At 35.7% G+C, this 20,368-nt stretch carries 17 protein-coding genes and 1 pseudogene; 9 read left to right on the top strand and 9 right to left on the bottom strand.

The window, feature by feature from the left end; all coding sequences use genetic code 11:
* Position 1 precedes the first annotated feature (1 nt).
* Positions 2–775, bottom strand: coding sequence for a patatin-like phospholipase family protein (locus VBZ51_RS08855; protein WP_071340835.1), 774 nt, complete (start codon positions 773–775; stop codon positions 2–4).
* Positions 776–853: 78 nt separating this feature from the next.
* A complete protein-coding gene (locus VBZ51_RS08850) occupies positions 854–2,368 on the bottom strand; it encodes a Do family serine endopeptidase (protein WP_416576685.1) in 1,515 nt (504 codons plus the stop codon).
* Positions 2,369–2,741: 373 nt separating this feature from the next.
* On the opposite strand from VBZ51_RS08850, the gene VBZ51_RS08845 reads away from it, so the two are divergent.
* From VBZ51_RS08845 to VBZ51_RS08810, 8 genes and pseudogenes are all read left to right on the top strand, one after another.
* Positions 2,742–3,431 (top strand): TIGR04282 family arsenosugar biosynthesis glycosyltransferase, encoded by a 690-nt coding sequence (locus VBZ51_RS08845; RefSeq protein ID WP_416576684.1) that lies wholly within the window; start codon positions 2,742–2,744, stop codon positions 3,429–3,431.
* Positions 3,432–3,484: 53 nt separating this feature from the next.
* A complete protein-coding gene (locus VBZ51_RS08840) occupies positions 3,485–6,688 on the top strand; it encodes a SusC/RagA family TonB-linked outer membrane protein (RefSeq protein ID WP_416576683.1) in 3,204 nt (1,067 codons plus the stop codon).
* Between the two features lie 10 nt (positions 6,689–6,698).
* The gene (locus tag VBZ51_RS08835) at positions 6,699–8,123 is read left to right on the top strand and encodes a SusD/RagB family nutrient-binding outer membrane lipoprotein (RefSeq protein WP_416576682.1); all 1,425 of its coding nucleotides are present in this window, start codon (positions 6,699–6,701) and stop codon (positions 8,121–8,123) included.
* A 73-nt stretch (positions 8,124–8,196) separates the two neighbouring features.
* Complete coding sequence (locus tag VBZ51_RS08830; RefSeq protein ID WP_416576681.1) at positions 8,197–9,537, top strand: sodium:solute symporter; 1,341 nt, start codon at positions 8,197–8,199, stop codon at positions 9,535–9,537.
* Positions 9,492–10,151, top strand: a pseudogene (locus VBZ51_RS08825) (metallophosphoesterase family protein); the annotation flags it as partial. The gene VBZ51_RS08830 and the pseudogene VBZ51_RS08825, both read left to right, overlap by 46 nt.
* Positions 10,152–10,391: 240 nt before the next feature.
* Entirely contained in the window at positions 10,392–10,727 is a 336-nt protein-coding gene (locus VBZ51_RS08820) for an arsenosugar biosynthesis-associated peroxidase-like protein (RefSeq protein ID WP_082642972.1), read from the top strand.
* A gap of 212 nt (positions 10,728–10,939) precedes the next feature.
* Entirely contained in the window at positions 10,940–11,995 is a 1,056-nt protein-coding gene (gene arsS / locus VBZ51_RS08815; RefSeq protein ID WP_074670891.1) for an arsenosugar biosynthesis radical SAM (seleno)protein ArsS, read from the top strand.
* Positions 11,996–12,243: 248 nt separating this feature from the next.
* Complete coding sequence (locus VBZ51_RS08810; RefSeq protein ID WP_058104546.1) at positions 12,244–12,861, top strand: TetR/AcrR family transcriptional regulator; 618 nt, start codon at positions 12,244–12,246, stop codon at positions 12,859–12,861.
* Here the strand turns inward: VBZ51_RS08810 and VBZ51_RS08805 are convergent.
* From VBZ51_RS08805 to VBZ51_RS08795, 3 genes are read right to left on the bottom strand one after another with little or no spacing between them, the layout of a single operon-like run.
* Entirely contained in the window at positions 12,858–13,910 is a 1,053-nt protein-coding gene (locus VBZ51_RS08805) for a glycosyltransferase family 9 protein (RefSeq protein ID WP_416576680.1), read from the bottom strand. The genes VBZ51_RS08810 and VBZ51_RS08805 overlap by 4 nt on opposite strands.
* Entirely contained in the window at positions 13,897–14,499 is a 603-nt protein-coding gene (locus VBZ51_RS08800; RefSeq protein WP_416576679.1) for a DUF4254 domain-containing protein, read from the bottom strand. Before VBZ51_RS08800 ends, VBZ51_RS08805 begins: the two co-directional genes overlap by 14 nt.
* 39 nt (positions 14,500–14,538) lie before the next feature.
* A complete protein-coding gene (locus VBZ51_RS08795; protein ID WP_416576678.1) occupies positions 14,539–15,468 on the bottom strand; it encodes a DUF6427 family protein in 930 nt (309 codons plus the stop codon).
* 40 nt (positions 15,469–15,508) lie between these two features.
* On the opposite strand from VBZ51_RS08795, the gene VBZ51_RS08790 reads away from it, so the two are divergent.
* Positions 15,509–15,730: a DUF6341 family protein gene (locus VBZ51_RS08790; RefSeq protein WP_058104550.1), complete on the top strand. Its 222-nt coding sequence runs from the start codon at positions 15,509–15,511 to the stop codon at positions 15,728–15,730.
* Between the two features lie 59 nt (positions 15,731–15,789).
* On the opposite strand, the gene purD is transcribed toward VBZ51_RS08790, so the two are convergent.
* Genes purD through VBZ51_RS08770 form a run of 4 tightly spaced genes read right to left on the bottom strand, consistent with a single transcriptional unit; the run spans position 15,790 to position 20,336 of the window.
* Positions 15,790–17,061, bottom strand: a complete 1,272-nt coding sequence (gene purD, locus VBZ51_RS08785) for a phosphoribosylamine--glycine ligase (protein WP_416576677.1) — start codon at positions 17,059–17,061, stop codon at positions 15,790–15,792.
* 29 nt (positions 17,062–17,090) lie between these two features.
* Positions 17,091–18,071 (bottom strand): UDP-glucuronic acid decarboxylase family protein, encoded by a 981-nt coding sequence (locus VBZ51_RS08780; RefSeq protein WP_416576676.1) that lies wholly within the window; start codon positions 18,069–18,071, stop codon positions 17,091–17,093.
* Between the two features lie 10 nt (positions 18,072–18,081).
* Entirely contained in the window at positions 18,082–19,446 is a 1,365-nt protein-coding gene (locus VBZ51_RS08775) for an exopolysaccharide biosynthesis polyprenyl glycosylphosphotransferase (protein ID WP_058104553.1), read from the bottom strand.
* A 23-nt stretch (positions 19,447–19,469) separates the two neighbouring features.
* A complete protein-coding gene (locus VBZ51_RS08770) occupies positions 19,470–20,336 on the bottom strand; it encodes a hypothetical protein (protein WP_348099991.1) in 867 nt (288 codons plus the stop codon).
* Between the last annotated feature and the right edge of the window lie 32 nt (positions 20,337–20,368).

Genomic DNA, 20,368 nt, shown 5'->3' with positions numbered 1-20,368 from the left:
GCTATTTGGTAAATACCTCCTCGAACTTTTTAACAGCAGCTTCATAGCCAATGGCGTAGGCTTTTTCTATACCCCTTCTATCTAACAAGCCAATATGTTCCAATTCTTTAGATTCAAGCACCAAATGACAATTATTGATCTTTTGTCGGTTAATGGCATAGATCATCAATCCGGTAACCCTGCCCGTTAATTGAAATGAGTTGTTTAAGTGCTTTTTCTCCAATTGAGATACAACAGATACATTACTACCAATAACAAAATCTACCTTGGGCAAAACCGGTTCAGAAGGAAAGTTGTTCATGATCCCACCATCTGCATATAATTCTCCATTATATTCCACCGGACTGAAAACCGGCGGTAATGCAGCGGAGGCCAATAAGGGTTTTATAAGCTCGCCTTCATGAATAAACAGCTCTTCACCTTTCTGTAAATTGGTTGCTACTACATGTAGTTCCCTATTTAAGGCCGCAAAACTATCCTCTGGAAAATACTGTTTAAAAGAAGTAATATAACTTTCACTATTGAGCAAACCGGGTTTGGCAACCGCAAAGTAATTATACTTAAAGAGTGGCGTTTCCTTAAAAAATCGAAGCATATCTTCTACGGGCTTATCGGCAGCATACAAAGCACCTACTAAGGCACCTATACTACTACCCGAAACCACATTAGCCTCAAGACCGAATTCTTGCATTGCCTTGATCACACCTATATGCGCCATGCCTCTAATACCTCCGCCCGAAAGTACCAAACCTATGGACTTAGAACCTATTTGCATCTATCTAAAATTAATTTCAAAAAAAATGCCAAGCGAATACTATTATTCGCTTGGCATAAAATTAATCATAAATACGGACTAAGAATCCAATCCGAAGGCATAATAATATTTACTTCCGTCTTCATAAACGCCCTCTAACATTACTCCGCCTTTTTTGTTTTCCAAAACAGCGGCTACATCTTCAATATCATTGACACGCTTACCATCTATATGTGTTATGATAAACCCTTCTCGCATTTGTGTTTCCTTCTTAATTTTACCAGGGTAAAGTTTAGAAACCTTAACACCGCCATCTATTTTCAGTTTTTTAGCGATTTCCTTATCCACATTCTCAAAATCCGCTCCTAAAAGGTTAAATACCTCTTTCTTTTCTTTTTTGATAAAATTGGTCCCACCTTGAGAATTATGTAACTCAACCTCAAACTCCTTTTCCTTTCCGTTTCTATTTACCACGATAGTTACCTTATCACCTGGTCTTTTACCGGCAATAATTTCTTGAAGTCTAGGTGATGTTGCTGTTTCCTTTCCGTTAACGCTAACGATAATATCACCAGATTCCATTCCTGCCAAATCTGCACCGCTATCCTCACCAACTTGCTCTACCCAAACACCTTTGGTAAAATCAACATCTTTTTCTTTTGCCAAGTTACTGTCCATAGTTCTAATAGTAACCCCCAACATACCACGTTGCACGTTGCCGAATTTCAGTAAATCTTCAACCACTTTGGTAACTATATTACTAGGTACGGCAAATCCGTAGCCTGTATATGTACCTGTAGTACTTGCTATGGCAGTATTGATACCAACAAGGTTTCCGTCTAAATTAACTAAAGCACCACCACTGTTACCAGGGTTAATAGCGGCATCTGTCTGTATAAAACTTTCTACCGCAAACTTATCTGTATTAATATGTATACTTCTTGCCTTAGCACTAACAATACCTGCTGTAACTGTAGAGTTCAACCCTAAAGGGTTACCAACGGCCAATACCCACTCGCCAACTTCTACATCATCGGAATTTACCAAAGACATGGTTTTTAAATTATCTGCTTTGATCTGTAATAGCGCCAAATCTGTAGTAGGATCCGTACCTATTACCGTTGCCTTGTACGATTGATTATTATATAAGGTTACCTCAACTTCATCCGCATTGTCAATGACATGGTTATTGGTAACAATATATCCTTGATCATTGATGATCACGCCAGATCCCGTACCTACTCTAGGTCTAGATGAGGATCCTTGTGGAGACTGCCCCTTGAACATATCACCAAAAAACTCTTTGAACGGATCAGGCAGTTCACGAGCACCTTGATTTTGATATGATGATCCCGTTTGTGTAGATTTAATGTGTACAACGGCATCTAAAACTTTCTCTGAAGTTTCTGTAAAATCCAATGGTTTAATGTTACCATCGTTGTCTTTGGTATATAATGCCTGTGCCCCGGGTATAGATTCTACCACGGTTACACCGCTAGCCTCTTTTACATCTTTTTTGTTGAAATGAATTACCCCGTAACTTACGGCAAGGGCAATAATAGCTGAGAAGAAGTAAACCTTCAAAGCTCCTCTAGAATTTGTGTTTGATTTCATATGTATATAAATTTTAATATTCTTCTAACTGCCTAGTGTCAATAGCTATGCCATGTATAGCCATGTCATTGCTAAAAAAAATTTAAAAGTTTTTGAAATTTTAAGGGATTTTTTAGACTAAGTGGTCTGTAACCTTAAAATTACATTACTTGAAGCATAAAAATTATGCTCATCAACTGATATTATAGCTTGTTTATAGGCTTTTGCAATTTGTAAACCCTAAAATGCTTTAGAGAAACAAACTGCTTGGTCTAAAACTGACATTTTGACTTAAAGTAAGGCGATTCTTATATTTTAATGATACAATTTATGTATAGTTAAAAAACCTTTGCCATATTTTTACGTAAGTTTAACAACGAGAAAGAAAATTGAATTGAATTCACTAGGTGCTACTGCTATATTGGTATTTGCTAATTCCGCTAAGGAAGATTTAGCCAATAAGGGTATTGCCAAAGGTGAACAGTTGTTTAACATTCTTACCACTGCCACACTTCGTAAAGCAAAAAATACAGGTTTACCCGTTTTTCATTTTTCCGATGAAAACCAAATTGGCAACAGTTTTGGCGAACGTTTCACGAATGCCATAGCTTCCGTTTTTGAAAAAGGTTTTTCAAGTGTTATTACCATAGGGAACGATACTCCGCACTTAAAAACACAACAACTTAAACATACTGCCAAGCAATTGGCAAAGGGCAAGTCCGTTATTGGACCATCTATTGATGGGGGTTTTTACCTTTTAGGTTTACAAAAATCGAATTTTGAGGTAGGCGAATTTCAAGATCTACCTTGGCAACGCTTTGGCTTGTACCACAAAATTACCATGTGGCTACAAGAAGAATCAACGGCATTGGTGAAATTGCCCGTTTTACAGGATCTGGATACTGAAAAAGATCTAAAGGCTATTTTATCATTCTCAAAAGACTTACCCACTACCCTGCTATTGGTGATAATAGCAATATTACGAGTAAACAGAAGTCTATACTACACTAACCAGCACTTCTTTCGTCTATTTCCAAACAGTTTTCTATACAACAAGGGCTCGCCTTTGGTTTCATTTATCTAGATCCCCCTTTATCCAATGGTTGGATAAATGAAAAACCAGTCGAAAAACTATATATGAAACACTTATTACTAGTGTTGACCTTGTTTATATGTACTATGGTCAATGCTCAAGAAACAATTTCCGGTACTGTAAAAGATACCGAGGGAAATACCATACCTTATGTCAACATTGTTTTGTCTGGCACGCTAAACGGCACTACCACTAACGAAAACGGCATATATACCATTGATGTACCCGAACTTTCCGGTGCTCTTGAATTTTCCGTTTTAGGGTATGAAACCAAAATAATTACCATAAACAACAGACGAACCATTGATATAGTCCTAGGCGACTCTTCCGAAGTCTTAGATGAAGTGGTCTTAACGGCTTTAGGTCTAAAACGAGAAACCAAAGAATTAGGTTATGTAGTTCAAAGCTTGGATGCCAAAGGAGTTACCGAGGTAAAATCGGTCAATTTTCTTGACAACCTTTCGGGTAAATTGGCAGGTGTAACCATCAACCAAGGTGCTACAGGTGTAGGGTCCTCCTCTAAAATAACCATTCGTGGAGAAGCTTCTTTCTCTAACAATAATCCCTTATTTATTGTAGATGGCGTTCCTATCAACAATAATTCGGTCTTTAATTTCACCAATGAAGCGGCAGCCGGATTTCAAGAAATCGATTTTGGAAACGGAGCCATGGAGGTAAACCCAGATGATATTGCAGAGGTTTCCGTTTTAAAAGGACCAAGTGCTGCGGCATTATATGGTACTAGAGCTTCAAACGGAGTGATCATTATTGAAACAAAAAGCGGCAAGAATTCAAAAGGATTGGGCATTAGTTATAACACCAGCTTTTTTGTGGATTCAGCTTTTCAACTGCCCGATTTTCAGAATGAATACGGACAAGGAAATTCAGGAGAGTTCGCCTTTGTAGACGGATTAGGTGGTGGAACCAATGACCTTATTACGTACAGTTGGGGACCACGTTTAGATGTTGGTAATCTTATTCCGCAATATGATAGTCCGGTTACCTTGCCAGACGGTACCGTTGTAAGAGGTGGAGACACCGCTCTTTATAGTGGTATACCTATCACCCCTACAGAATTTAGATCACAACCGGACAACCTAAAGAACTTCTATGAAACCGGTACTACGTTAATTAATAATATTGCTATTTCCAACGGATTTGATACCGGTAATTACCGACTTTCATTTACAGATTTACGAAGCGAATCTATTATACCGGGTGTTGATTTAGACCGGCAAACGGTGAGTGCACGACTCAATTTTCAGCCAATAGATAAATTACGCATCAATTCATCTATAAGTTATATCAATTCTAATTCTGACAACAGACCGTCTAACGGTTATGGGTCGGAAAACGCAAACTATTCTTTGGTTGCTTGGGGACCACGCTCGCTGAATATAGAGAATCTAAAAAATTACTGGCAACCAGGTTTAGAGGGTATACAACAATACTCGTACAACTATACCTTTTTTGATAATCCATATTTCATTCTTAATGAAAACAGAAACTCGTTCAATAGAGATAGGGTATTCGGAAATATTTCCGCTAGCTATGATATCTCAGATCATTTAACGGCAACAGTTAGAACAGGGATGGACTATTCCAGTGAACTACGCCAATTGCGAAGAGCCTATAGTTCTAATCGTTTCGCAAATGGTGGTTATGCGGAGCACGATGTATTCTATAGGGAAGTAAACACTGATTTTTTATTAAATTATACCAATCAGTTCAATGATTTTAATATAGATGTCTCTTTAGGTGGAAACCGATTAGACCAAAAAGCGTTTACTTCACAATCGCAAACTACAAGTTTGGCACAACCGGGTATTTTTAGGTTATCTAACGCAGCTTCACCTATTGAAGTTTTCGAATTTGAATCAAACAAGAGAATCAACAGCTTTTATGGTTTAGCAAAAATTGGATATAAGGATTTTCTATTTTTGGATGTCACCGGAAGAAACGATTGGTCTAGCGCTTTGGCTACCCCTTTTTCAGTAGATAATACCTCTTTCTTTTATCCATCGGTATCCAGTAGTTTTATAGTATCCAAAGTGGTGAATTTACCTGAGGTGATTTCATTTGCCAAGTTACGAGCAAGTTGGGCACAAGTTGGTAATGACACAGACCCATACCAAACTACAGGGGCATTTGTTGCACAAACGCCATTTAATGGGCAACCAACATTCAGCAATTCAAACACTATTGCAAATGCCGATCTTGTTCCTGAATTGACATCCTCATTTGAAGTGGGTGCTGATCTACGCTTTTTCAATGATCAACTTCGCTTTGATGTTTCCTATTACAATGCATTGACGAAGGATCAAATTATCTCATTACCTATAGGTATTTCTTCAGGATATACACAACAAGTGGTCAATGGAGGTGAAGTTCGCTCTAAAGGACTTGAGGTCATAGTAGGTGTTTCCCCTATAATAAGTCAAAATTTTAAATGGAACAGTACCTTAAATTTTAGTACCAATAGATCAACCGTAGAAAGTTTACCGCAAGATGAAGGGCGATTAACTTTGGCTTACTCTAGAATCTATGACAGTCAAAACCAAACGGTATTTTTACAGGCAGAAGAAGGTGGTCGCGTAGGAGATCTATATGGAACCGGATACTTAAAAAATGAAAATGGAGATTTCATTTTAACCGATGAGGGTAGATATATACCGGACAATGAACTACAAAAATTGGGTAATTATAATCCTGATTTTATGCTAGGTTTAAACAACCAATTCAATTATAAAAATTGGAATATGGGCTTTCTATTAGATTGGCGACAAGGTGGAATCATAGTTTCTAGAACAAGGGCATTAGGAAATGTTGGTGGTCAGTTGGCAGAAACGGCCTTTAGACCAGAAACAGGTATTGTACCAGAGGGTGTAGTAAATACAGGCACCGATGACAATCCAGTTTATGAAGCAAATACTGTAGCGGTTTCCGCAGAAAGTTACTATCGTCAATTTTATGATAGAAACCACGAAGAAAACAACACCTATGATGCATCATTTTTAAAGCTACGCCAACTATCTATTGGTTATACGTTTAATAATCTTAGCCTGTTCAACCAAGATGCTAAGTTGAGTTTATCATTAATAGGAAAGAACTTATTTGCTATAACAGAGAATCCGCATTTTGACCCAGAGCAATTGGCAGTACAGGGACAAGGATTTATTAGTGGTGTTGAAGATATGTCATATGCCACAACAAGAAGTATAGGTTTTAAAGCCGGATTTAATTTTTAAGAAAGAAAAGATGAAACATATATATAGCATTTTAATCTTATTGTTGGTCATTGGCTGCACAAAAGATTTTGAGGAAATTAATACGAATACCAACGATCCCGTAACCGTACAACCTAGTCTTTTGTTAAGACAGGTAATTTATGACTATGGGGAACAAATGTCATATGAAGGTTTTACTGCCGGTAACCTACTAGGACAATATAGTACCGCTCTAGACTTTAACTTATTTGACAGGCATGATTTAAAGTCGCCCCAATTAGGTGGTAATCCGTGGCCTATATTCTATCAAAACTTAAGGGATAATGAAATCATATTAAAATTGTCCCAAGAGAATGCTTCATATTCCGTTTATGAAGGTCCGGCAAGAATTATGAAGGCATACATGGCGGCCGGGTTAACAGATTTATTTGGTGATGCTCCCTATTCAGAAGCATTTCAAGGAGATACAGAAACGGTTACTCCGTCCTATGACACTCAGGAGTCAATTTACATGGATGAAGGTGGTGTTTTTGACAATCTTGACAAAGGAATTTTAGCCATTCAGAATTATTCAGGTACTATAGCTTTAGAGGGAGATATTCTCTTTAACGGTGAGTTAGATGGATGGATTCGTTTTGCAAATTCATTGAAGATAAAATACTTGATGAGAGTTTCTAATAAAATAGATGTTGCATCGCAATTACAGACCATAGTAAGTGAAGGTAATTTCATTGATGATAATGAAGAAAATGCCATTTTCAACTTTACCGATGGTGAACCTAATAGTTTTAGACTTGCGCAACTTAGGGTTGGGGATTTTAACAACTATGTACTTTCTGAAACTATGGATGAAATTTTGACCAACTTGAAAGATCCTCGTATTGGTCGTCTGTACCAACCTTTTGCCAACAGTGCAGATGATGAATACAATGGGCTTTTAAACGGTATAGACGCATCAGTTGGGGTATCATTGGCAGATTACTCTTTATTAGGTACCATTTTTAGGGAAAACACCGGTTTATTGGATGCGAATTTTATGACCAGTATGGAAACCCACTTTTTGTTGGCCGAAGCTGCCGAAAGAGGATTCATTTCTGCAGATACCCAAACTTTATACAATACCGGCGTATTACAGGCATTTGCCTACTGGCAGGTAGAACTACCTGAAAATTACCTAACAGAAGATGCCCCGTTTGATAACGGTAATATCATAGAGAACATCATCACTCAAAAATGGATTGCAAATTCAATAAACGGTTATGAAGGTTGGATAGAGTATAGAAGAACGGGCTTTCCGCAATTGAAAACAATATCGGCTAGTTTAAACAATAATTTGATACCTACCCGTATGCCTTATCCATCTGAAGAAGAAGCATTAAATAATGCCAATTATACCCAAGCTTCAAATAACACGGATGGTAATAGTATTAATGTACCTGTGTGGTGGGATGAATAACCGAGTTAGGAGTTAGGAGTTAGGAAAAAAAGGAATTTTTGCTGAAGCTTAAAATTACGAATAAATTAAATTTATGACTGAAGTACAAATTTGGCAATGGGGATTGGTGATCACATCTAGTTTGGTGTTGTTCTTACTGTCTCCGTGGGCAAAAGATACCAATCAGTTTTTTAAAGCCGTGCAAAAGAAGAAAGCGCCCAATACCTTTATGTTAATGGGCAGCCTTATCATCTCATGGATATTTGCCAAAAGTATCACCAACGCTGCAAACTTAGGTCTGGATTTTGGTATTGTTGGTGGTGTAGCCTATGCAGGCTATTATTTATCATTTGCAGTGGCAGGTATCGTCATTTATAAAATGAGGCTGCACGGCAAGTATACTAGCATACATCATTTTTTAACCTCAAAATTTGGTAAAACTGCCGTAACTATATTCTCCATATTGATTGCCTTTCGTTTGTTCAATGAAGTATGGAGCAATACCATGGTCATAGGTTCTTACTTTGGTGATATGGGCACTACCGCCTACTATTGGTCCATTTTAGTATTTACAGGTTTAACCCTTGCCTATGTTCTAAAAGGCGGCATGAGCAGTTCCATTTTTACCGATGTTGTCCAAATGGGGCTATTTTCAATACTATTAGCGGTAATATTGTTCACCATCTTTGGTAAAGACAATGCTATAACCACATCCGAAGTAGTAAATTCTGGCATATGGTCTTTTGAAACCGGGCTGAATTTATTGTTCGCTGCCTTGTTGCAATCTTTCAGCTACCCTTTTCATGATCCCGTTTTGACCGATAGAGGTTTTATTAGCAGTCCCAAAGTAACATTGAAAAGTTTTCTGTGGGCAAGTGTACTTGGAGCTATTTGCATTGTTCTATTCAGCATTATAGGTGTTTATGCGCAATCGCAGGGCATGCAGGGTCAGGCAGCTGTTCAAGTTGGTAAGGCGTTTGGTACGGTTATACTATTGGTCATCAATTTTATTATGATCACCTCTGCAGCATCGACCTTGGACTCTACCTTTTCATCTTTTTCCAAATTATTGGCTCTTGACCTTAACCTAGGCAACACGGTTAAATTTGGTCGTTGGTCAATGGTCGCTGTAGCAGTATTCGGTACGGTTCCGGTATTTTTAGATGCTGAAATATTATCTGCCACCACCATTAGCGGTACAATGGTAATCGGTTTAACCCCCGTTTTTTTATTTTGGAAAGGTAGTGCACCTAAAATCAGTTTTCATTTAAGTGTTTTCTGCGGATTGTTATTCGGTTTTTTATTGATTTTCAATTGGTTTCCAGATAGCTTAATATTTACCACTGGCAAGTATGCCAATTTATTATGGATTAATTTTTGGGGCATCTTATGCTGCCTTTTCGTTTATATGATACCTACATGGATAAAGAAATAAAACATTTGGGCACTAAAACAGGAAAGCTGTTGCTTTTTGGAGGTGTGTACAGCAACCTACAAGCTTTGGAAAAACTAATTTCCATAGCCAAAGATGCCGGTATTGCACCAGAAAACTGCATTAGTACCGGTGATATTACCGGTTATTGCGCACAACCGGAAGAAACGGTACAGTTGTTTCAAAAATGGGGCGCTTTAAGTATTGCGGGCAATGTAGAATTGCAATTGGCAAATGATAGTGAAGATTGTGGGTGCGATTTTAAAAGCGGTAGCCGATGCGACGATTTTTCAAAAATGTGGTTTCCGTATACCAAAGGGCATTTATCACAGCAATCATTAGAATGGATGCAAGAAATTCCTGAATACATCAGTTTTGATTATGGTGGTAAAAAAGTAACGGTAGTCCATGGAAATTATGGAAATACCTCTGAATTCATTTTTAAGTCGAACGCCACGGAAAGTAAAGAAAACTGTTTTAAAGAGACTAATAGTACTATTATCATAGCCGGTCATTGCGGGTTACCTTTTCATCAAACTCTAAAGGAAAATGTATGGCTAAACCCAGGTGTAATAGGTATGCCTGCAAATGATGGTACTCCAAGGGTATGGTATATGATATTGGATATTATAGATGGTGAAGTTGCTTATGCCCATCATTCATTTGAATATGATGCCGAAACCGCTCAAAAATTAATGTACAAAAACCATTTACCTGAAGCATATGGAGACACGCTTACATCAGGTATATGGGACAACATGGAAATACTTCCTGAACTGGAAAAAATGGGACAGGGAATTCCAATATATTTTAACCAAGAACAAAAAGATACGATACAAACTAAAACTCAGAAAAAGATGGCAAATACGTACTATGACCCAGCAGATTTAAGAAAATTTGGAAAAATTACAGAATGGAGCGAAGAGCTTGGCACCAAATTTTTTGACTATTATGGTAAGGTTTTCGAAGAAGGCGCACTAAGTGCTAGAGAAAAGTCTTTAATTGCATTGGCGGTATCTCATGTTGTCAAATGTCCATATTGTATTGACGCCTATACTAAAGACGGCTTACAAAAAGGCATTACCAAAGAGGAAATGATGGAGGCGGTGCATGTAGGAGCAGCTATTGAAGGTGGTGCCACCTTGGTACATGGAGTACAAATGATGAACAAGTATAACAAATTGTCAATGTAAATTTCATTGTTGGTTGTTCGTTGATGGATGTTCGTAACAGCCTTCTTCAATAATCAATACAATGAAATTAAAGCTGGTTTAAAAAAAAGTGCAAATGGAATATTCATTATGAATATCCACGGTTAAGAATAAGAAATTAATTGTTGTCATGTTAAAGTTTGAAGCATTTACAAAATGCCAACAACGAACAACGAACAACGAACAACTAAAAAATGGCTACAAAATCATTAAAAGCAAAAGGAAACGATTTAGCAGTTTCCAACAAGCAGTTAGAAATATTGAACGGAGGCATATTTGCTGATGGAGAGCTTCCTTATTTTAAAGACAAAATCGCAGATATCGGGCATTTTCCATTACGCCCCAAGAAACTTGAGATCCTACAGATAAACGTAGGCTATATGTGCAATCAAGTCTGTGAACACTGTCATGTAGATGCTGGTCCAGATCGTAAAGAAATCATGACCCGTGAAACCATGCAGCAATGTATTGAGGTCATCAAAAACACTGGAGCACATACCTTAGACTTAACGGGCGGTGCACCAGAAATGAATCCTGATTTTAGATGGTTTGTTGAAGAAGCGGCAAAAGCCGGCATTAAAGATTTTATTGTTCGTTCTAACCTAACCATTATACGTGCTAACAAGAAATACTATGATTTACCAGATTTCTTTAAAAAGCACAATGTGCATGTAATATCCTCTATGCCGCACTATACCCGTGGAAAAACGGATAAACAAAGAGGAGACGGTGTTTTTGACAAATCGATAAAGGCATTACAAGAATTGAACGAAAGGGGTTATGGCATGCCTGGCAGTGATCTAAAATTAGATTTAGTCTACAATCCGTCTGGCGCATATTTACCAGGAGATCAAGCTGCCATGGAGAAAGATTTCAAAAAAGCGCTTAAAGAAGATTTTAATATTGACTTTCACAATCTATTTGCCATTACCAATTTACCCATTGCACGTTTCTTGGATTATTTGATCGCATCAGAAAATTATGAAGATTACATGTATGCATTGGTAGAAGCATACAATCCGTCTGCAGTGGCAAATGTAATGTGTACCAACACCATTTCCATTAGCTGGGACGGTTGGTTGTACGATTGTGACTTTAACCAAATGTTAGATTTAAAAGTAGCCAGTAAAGTAAAGCATATAAAAGATTATAATGAAGATATCTTAAACGATAGAAACATTATAATATCACAACATTGCTATGGCTGTACAGCGGGTGCCGGTAGTAGCTGCCAAGGTACCGTTGCTTAGTAACAATTACCGATAATAAATGAACCGTTCAGTGAATGCATTGAGCGGTTTTTCTTTTACAAACCTTTTTATTTTTATAGCCACAACCAACCAAGGAGTATGTTTATTAACGCTATAGTATTGTTTTTCAATTAAAAACGGTGCGTTTACCGAATAAAAATGCATCTCATCTATAAATTCCATTCAATTATATAAATCTCAAGTTCTATAAACAGACCATATGGTCTAAATACCCAAATCTCAGTATTATGAACAAGAGCTTAAAGCGCATGGCTACCATGCAACGTATGCAGACTACAGGATTAGAATTGTTCTATTCCCAAGGATATTATAATACAAGTATAGACGATATCCTAAAAAGACTAGACCTCTCTAAAGGTGCTTTTTATTATCATTTCGATTCTAAGGAAGATTTCTTTGTTCAAATCATACAGAATTTATTGGCCCGTAAAATTTATAGCACATTAATAGAGCCCATTGAAGGTCATGAGAACCCTTTAACGCTGATTACAAAATGTTTTGACGATGCTATGGAAACCGCTGTACATAATGAAATGGATTATGGTTTTATTCTAAGTAACTTCTTATCTGAATTCAATGGAAAGAACGAAGTCATCATGAAACATTTAAATGAAATTGTAACGGTTTGGGAAGTTAACTTGGTAACTACCTTACAAAAAGGAAAATTCAACGGTTTCTTGGACAGACATGTAGATTGCGAAGCCGCTGCAACCTTTTTAATGAGTTCTTATTTTGGAGTACGCACATTAATGACCAGCTCTGCTCCTGCTGCTAAAAAATACCGATTCATGTCTCAATTAAGACAATATTTTAAAAGTATAGAAGCAAAGGTTACCACCCCTTAAATTGTAGGTTTTAAAATATCAACTATTTTCTGAACGATGGTTTCTGGTTTTATGGTTTCCATGACCTTATCATAACCTTCAGGGTACTTATTTCCATAAATAGAAGTTGGTATAGCAGGATACAGACTCCTGTCGGATAAAAGGGCATTTTCCTGGGGCTGATTAAAAGGTGAGAAACCAGCATAAGGGTGGGTAACCCCCCAAATTGTTACGGTTGGCACAGCATACATGGCAGCTAAATGAGCGTTACCGCTATCCATGGCCAGCATAAGGTCAAGATTGGATATGAAGCCGAGTTCCTCTGAAAATGATAGCTTTCCCGCAGCGCTAATACAATTTTTAAACTGTTTTTCCCATGAAGCAAGAATTTCTATTTCGCTGATACCACCGCCAAATAATACCAGTTTATAGCTCTCTGAACGATCCAATTGTAAAACCACTTTTTTCATTAAGTCTAAAGGATACATTTTTCCTTTAAAAGCAGCAAAAGGGGCTATACCTATAACTTTCCGGGTATGGTTTTCAAGCAAAGTGGCAAAATCGTTAGACATGGGCTTTTTAGACATGGTCTCCATTTCGTTTTTACCAATGGGATAGCCCAGTTTGCCGAATACATCGGCATATCTTTCAAAAGTGGATCTCAATGGCTTAAAAACATCTCTATCGGCATTTATCAAAGCTTTCTTTTCTGCCCTACCCTTGTCCAATTGCACAAATGGAATACCTGATAACCTAAAAAACTGTTTTAGTATTGAACTTCGTAAAACATTATGAATATCCGCAACGGCATCAATCTGCAATAATTGTAACTCTCTGTATAATTTCCAAAGACCTAAAATTCCTTTATGCCTACCTTTTACATCTGCCTTAAAAACTGAAACATTAGCTATATTATTGAATATAGGAGCAGTAAATGCTTTTGTTAGAACAGTGATTTTTACCTGAGGATATTTTTTAACAATACCTGTGATAACAGGAACCGACATAGCAACATCTCCCATAGCGGAGAGTCGGATGACCAAAATGTGTTTATGACTATTTATTGCCACGAAGGATGGGGTTTAGTTCCTCATCATTATACATCTTCATTTGCTTATAAACCTTCATATACTTAATGCCACTTTCAATGTCAGCAAGTAACTGGTCAATAGCTTGTGAAAGATCACTTTTTTGTTCCAACAAAACTTCTAACTTGGCCTGGCATTTTTCTCTATGTGCCAAAGCAGCATCTGACCTTGTTGCTTCTTCTTTCATGTGATAGATCTTTAATGCCAATATGGACAATCTATCTATTGCCCAAGCCGGACTTTCTGTATTGATAGTAGCGTTTGGCTTAACTTCTACCGATTGGTATTTTTTCAAGAAATAACTATCTATAAATTCTACCAAATCTGTTCTATCTTGATTGCTGGCATCAATTTTACGTTTTAAAACCAAAGCATCGGTAGGATTAATGTCCGGATCCCTAATGATATCCTCATAATGCCATTGAACCGTATCGATCCAATTTTTTCTATATAATAAATGCTCAATCTCCTCCTTGGAATAGGGGTTTTCAAAACTTTGGTAAACATCATTTTTTACATGATATTTTTCAATACTGTCATTAAAAATTTTAAACGCGAATTCGCTAAACATATGAGCCTTTTTTACAAAGATAAAGTTTATAGTTGTAACCTATAATTTGACCAGATAGACTATTAACGGAACTACAATGCTAGAAATGATTACAAGCTCTAAAAACTTAGGCTTTTTAATAGATTGAAGATAATTTACAATAAAGATAACCGATGGGAAAAAAGTTATTATGACCGCATTGTTGTTATCTGAGGTCACTAAAATATTCACTACCAGACCAATGATAAATGAAAATGCAATTAACCTCATAACAATAACCTTACCAACACCAGATTTACCTAGGTGAATAAATGCAGAAAATGCCATGGCCATATTCAATAGAGCATAAAGCGTCATTTTTAAGCTGGTCCACCATTTTATTGGAAAAATGGCATCATAATCAATTGCAAAATCATAATGCTCAGCTATAAAATTAGGCTTATCAAGAAGTAAGACAACTCCATAAAGAATCATAAAAAAACAAAAACCAACAGATAAAATTACCATCCAATTTCTAATATTCTTAGGCTCATAGATATAAATTGCCGCGAATACTAAAAGTAAATATAGCAGTGCCCATTCGTAAAAGACACTTGAAATACAGATCCATAGACCTGCATCAAAAATCTTTAGCTTAATATTCTTCAAGGATTTAATACTCAGCAAACGCCTCATGGCCAATAGAAGAAAAAAACTGGTTAAAATAGCCTTACTATCACCCAAAGTTTCTGGAAAGACCACAAAAAGTAACGTGAAAAATAATATGGCATAAGAGTTTGTACCAGTAAGCTTATTGCGTTTTACAATAAAATCAACAACGAATACACTGAAAAGAAGAATGGCCAAAATACCAATAGATGGCATGATTTCCACTTCACTTATTTCAAAATCAAACAAGTAAAATTGAACCGACCAATAAAATAGAAACAAAAAAACCAGAAGAATTATGAAATTCACCGGTTTTGTTTTCTCAAAAATGCTTGAAATCATCTAAGCTTTTTATATTTTTGCTGGTAAATATAGTAATAAGATGAAATCATTTTTTGAAGGTATCGCGGATTTGTTCGTAAATGTATTGTTTGCACCGTTGGATTTTTTGCGTTTTACTGATAGTTGGGCATTAGCAAATATTCTTAATTGGATATTTATGCTAATAGGTTCAGTAGCATTTGTGTATTGGATGCTAGAGTTGAAAAAATACAATGAAAAGGGAGAAGAAGACAAGTCAAGTACTTCTCACTCTTACCTATAAAAAAAGTATATTTATTTCATCGGATTTAAATTTATAAAATCCGATGAAATAAGTAATTGTTAAAGATCAAATCCAAGATCTTTTCTATAGTTCATACCTTCAAAGGAAAGCTTCGCTACATTTTCGTAAGACTTAGATAGTGCAGTTTTAAAATCACTTCCAAAAGAAGTTATTGCCATTACCCTACCACCATTAGTTACGACCTTACCTTCTTTAAGCGAAGTACCTGCGTGAAAAACCAAGGAATCTTCAATAGATTCAATACCAGAAATTTCTTTACCTTTCTCGTAAGACCCTGGATAACCACCGGAAACGGTCATAACCGTTGTAGCGGTTCTTTCATCCAATTGTAATTCTATGTCAGCTAGTTTCTGATCGGCTACGGCCTTTAATAAATCGACCATATCATTTTGAATACGTGGCAATACCACCTCTGTCTCAGGATCTCCCATTCTAACGTTGTATTCAATAACCTTAGGATCATCTCCAACTTTTATAAGTCCTATGAAGATAAAACCCTTGTACGGCATATTGTCCTTTTTAAGCCCTTCTACGGTAGGTTTTACAATTCGCTGCTCTATCTTGTCCATAAAAGCTTTATTAGCGAAAGGAACAGGGGAAATAGCCCCCATACCGCCCGTATTCAATCCGGTATCACCCTCTCCTATTCTTTTATAGTCTTTTGCAGTAGGTAACACTTTATACGAATCGCCATCTGTAAGCACAAAAACGCTTAACTCAATTCCGTCTAGAAACTCCTCTATAACTACAGTAGCACTTGCTGAGCCAAACTTTTTGTCTACTAACATAGATTTAAGTTCATTTTTGGCATCATCAAGATCATTTAAAATAACTACACCTTTACCAGCGGCAAGTCCGTCAGCTTTCAATACATAAGGAGGATTAAGCTGTTCTAAAAATTTGAATCCGTCTTTAACTGTTTCTGAAGTAAAACTTTTATACTGAGCGGTAGGAATTTGATGGCGCATCATAAATTCTTTGGCGAATTCTTTACTACCTTCTAGAGTAGCCGCCAACTTTTCCGGACCAATTACAGCAATATTTTTTAACTCGTTATCATCTAAAAAGAAGTCATGGATTCCATTAACTAGAGGATCCTCAGGACCAACTACCACCAATTGAATATTTTCTTTTAAAACCAATGTTTTGATTTCTTTAAAATCATTTACACCAATTGGTACATTCGTTGCGATTTTATTAGTTCCTGCATTTCCTGGCGCCACAAAAAGTTTAGAAACTTTTTCACTTTGTGCTATTTTCCATGCGAATGTGTGCTCGCGACCTCCCGATCCTAGTATTAAAATATTCATTTTATAAATAACCTTGTTTATTGTATAATTTATCTTGTTGTCGAAAAATCCCTATGTTCTTTCTTTTGTAAGTCCTCTGGAGACAAGGATTTGAAATAATCGTATACGGTTCTCAAACCTTCTGCTCGATGAACTTTAGGCTCCCATCCCAAAATTTCTTTTGCTTTGGTAATATCGGGCTGACGTTGGGTAGGATCATCTTGAGGTAACGGTTTGTAAATTACCTTTTGTTTAGTTCCTGTTAATGCTATAATCTCTTCGGCGAATTCTTTAATGGTAGTTTCGTGCGGGTTTCCAATATTAATAGGATCTGTATAATCACTGAATAACAATCGGTATATTCCTTCTACCTGGTCATCGATATAGCAAAATGAACGACTTTGAGAACCATCTCCAAAAATCGTTAAATCTTCTCCACGTAACGCTTGACCCATAAATGCTGGAACCACTCTACCATCGTTTAAACGCATTCTAGACCCATAGGTATTAAATATGCGAACAATACGTGTATCTAACCCATGGTGTCTATGATAAGCCATTGTAATGGACTCCATAAAGCGTTTGGCTTCATCATATACTCCACGCGGTCCTATTGGGTTTACATTACCAAAATATTCTTCGTTCTGAGGGTGTACTAACGGATCTCCATAAACTTCAGAAGTTGACGCTACCAAAATTCTAGAATCTTTTTCCTTTGCAAGCCCAAGTAAGTTTAGCGTACCTAAAGAACCGACCTTTAATGTCTTAATTGGAATCTTTAAATAATCTATGGGACTTGCAGGAGAGGCAAAATGCAAAATATAATCCAATTTACCAGAAATATGAACAAACTTTGTTACATCATGATGATGAAACTCAAAATTTGATAATGGAAACAGATGAGAAATATTATTTAAATCACCTGTAATAAGGTTGTCCATCCCTATGACATGAAACCCTTCACTAATGAAACGGTCGCATAAATGAGAACCTAAAAACCCTGCAGCGCCTGTTATTAGTATTTTTTTCATATTATTTTAGTTATATACCTCTTGAAAAAAGAACTGTAGTTACAGTTTTAAAAATAATTCTTAAATCTAGAGTTATCGAACGGTTTTTAATATAATATAAATCATATTCCAACTTCTTGATAGAATCTTCAAGATTCTCTCCATACTTATACTTAACTTGAGCCCAACCTGTAATACCGGGCTTAATAAGGTGACGAGTACCGTAAAAAGGTACTAACGAATTCAACTGGTTAACAAAAACTCTTCTCTCAGGTCTTGGTCCAATAAATTGCATATCGCCCTTTATAACCGATAATATTTGAGGTAACTCATCAATTCTAAATACTCTCAATATTCTTCCAAATGGAGTTATTCTAGCATCATTCTTTACCGCCATCTTGGCCCCTTCCTTTTCAGCATTAACTACCATTGATCGAAACTTATAAATTTTAAACTCATTTCCATGAAGCCCAACTCTTTTTTGAGTATAAAATAAAGGTCCTCTATTAAAAAAGAAATTCAAAATAAAAACCACCGGAATACAGAACAATAAGACCAAACCAACAAAAATCGATAGAATAAGATTCACAATAAAACTAAATATTGTATGTAAATACCTAATTTTTCTATTTCTTAATTGCAATATTTCATAAAAACTGTCATTATGAGATTGTATAGGTAATGCTTCATAAGTATTTTCATAAAAAGAAGTATAGGATATAACCTCTTTGCCTTTTAAAATGGATTTTAAAAGTAGTTTTTCCAAATCATCCGGAAAATCACTATAATTTTTAATATTCACTATCCAAGAGTCGACTTTTTCTGTTGCAACAAAAAACTTATTTCTTATTTCATTGTGCTGATTAAGATTATATGTCAGTTTTACCTTATAAAAAGTTTCAACATCGCCGCCATCAATAGAAGAGGTTACTTCCCTAAAATGTTTTTCTGTTTCCTTATCATAAATTAGTAATACATTTTTAGTCGTAGGTATAACTCTAAAAACATTTACAAAGAACAATCTCCAAAGAGCAACTTCTATTGGTGTTAGAATTAGGAAGACCAGCAATGGAATTCTCCAAAAACTAGTGTCAAAAAACAATACAGAAAATATAAAAACAGTGAAAACAAATAAAGCAGTAATATACAGTGCCTGTGAAACAACATACTTTCTTTTTAAGGTTTTCTGTAGATTATATAAATCCAAAATGTAAGAAAGCGTTAGAAACGAAAACACTCCAAATACAGTTATTATAACCTTTAATTTAAAAGACGCAAATTCAATATCAATAGCATTATTGATAAAAACATTTAGACTTGCTATTATAATAACCAAATCCCCAACTAAGAGAATAAACTTACGTTCTATTGAATTTAAAATTGAAGGATTGGGCATAACACTAATTAAAGATTCGCAATTTATACTAAATTTTTCCTAATACTTGTATTGCAAAAGAAAACAGTAAAGAAAATAAAAAAGAAAAGACCTCTTTGCAAATACATAAAATCTTCAATTAAACATAAACTTATTACTAAAACTAAAAAATATTGAAACAATGAATTGTTGGTTTTAAATGCTAAATAAATTACATATCCCAACAAACTAGTTAATATAGAAAACCCTAAAAATCCGTTCGACAAAAGTTCTTTTAAAAATGAATTATGTGGAATTAGTGTTGTAACCACATCGTTTATTGTAACCGTATGCTTTAAAATATTCTTTTCTCCTATTCCAAATAAAAAATTCTCGTCTATTATTTCAACAGATCTTGAAAAAAACACAGTCCTGTCATAATATGATTTTGTTAGTGATTTGAAAATCCATTCTTTAATAAGAAAGAAACCAACCAAAACACTTAAAAATAATGGGATTACCAAGACCCTGTAGTTTTTCAATAACAAGAGCGTATTAACCAATAAAAAAATACCCATGGTTAATTTTGAACCTAAAAAAAATATAGCACATAATTCAAGTAAAAAAATAAGACCATATAGCGCTTTTAACTTAACATTCTTTAGCCTAAGAAAATTTCTTAACACATATACAGATGAAAAAACTATATAAGCACCAATATAAGATCTATGAAAAGTACCAGGAAAATTATTTTCTATTGCCCAAAATAAATAATTGTCAATTTGAACCGTATACCTTGGGTGCGTATAAATAAAATAGAAATAATAAAGTATACAATATACTATGTAAACTAAAACACCACCTGTAAAAATATCTAAAATAGATTTTTGTATTGACTTTAATTTTAATTTATCCTTAATATTAAAAATCAATATTGGAAGAACAGAACAAATAATCTTCACAT

The sequence above is a fragment of the Maribacter sp. HS genome (genome assembly GCF_048059195.1).
GTDB classification, from domain to species: domain Bacteria; phylum Bacteroidota; class Bacteroidia; order Flavobacteriales; family Flavobacteriaceae; genus Maribacter; species Maribacter dokdonensis.
Note: the sequence above shows the minus strand (reverse complement) of the source record. Positions and strands in the feature narration are given on the sequence as shown.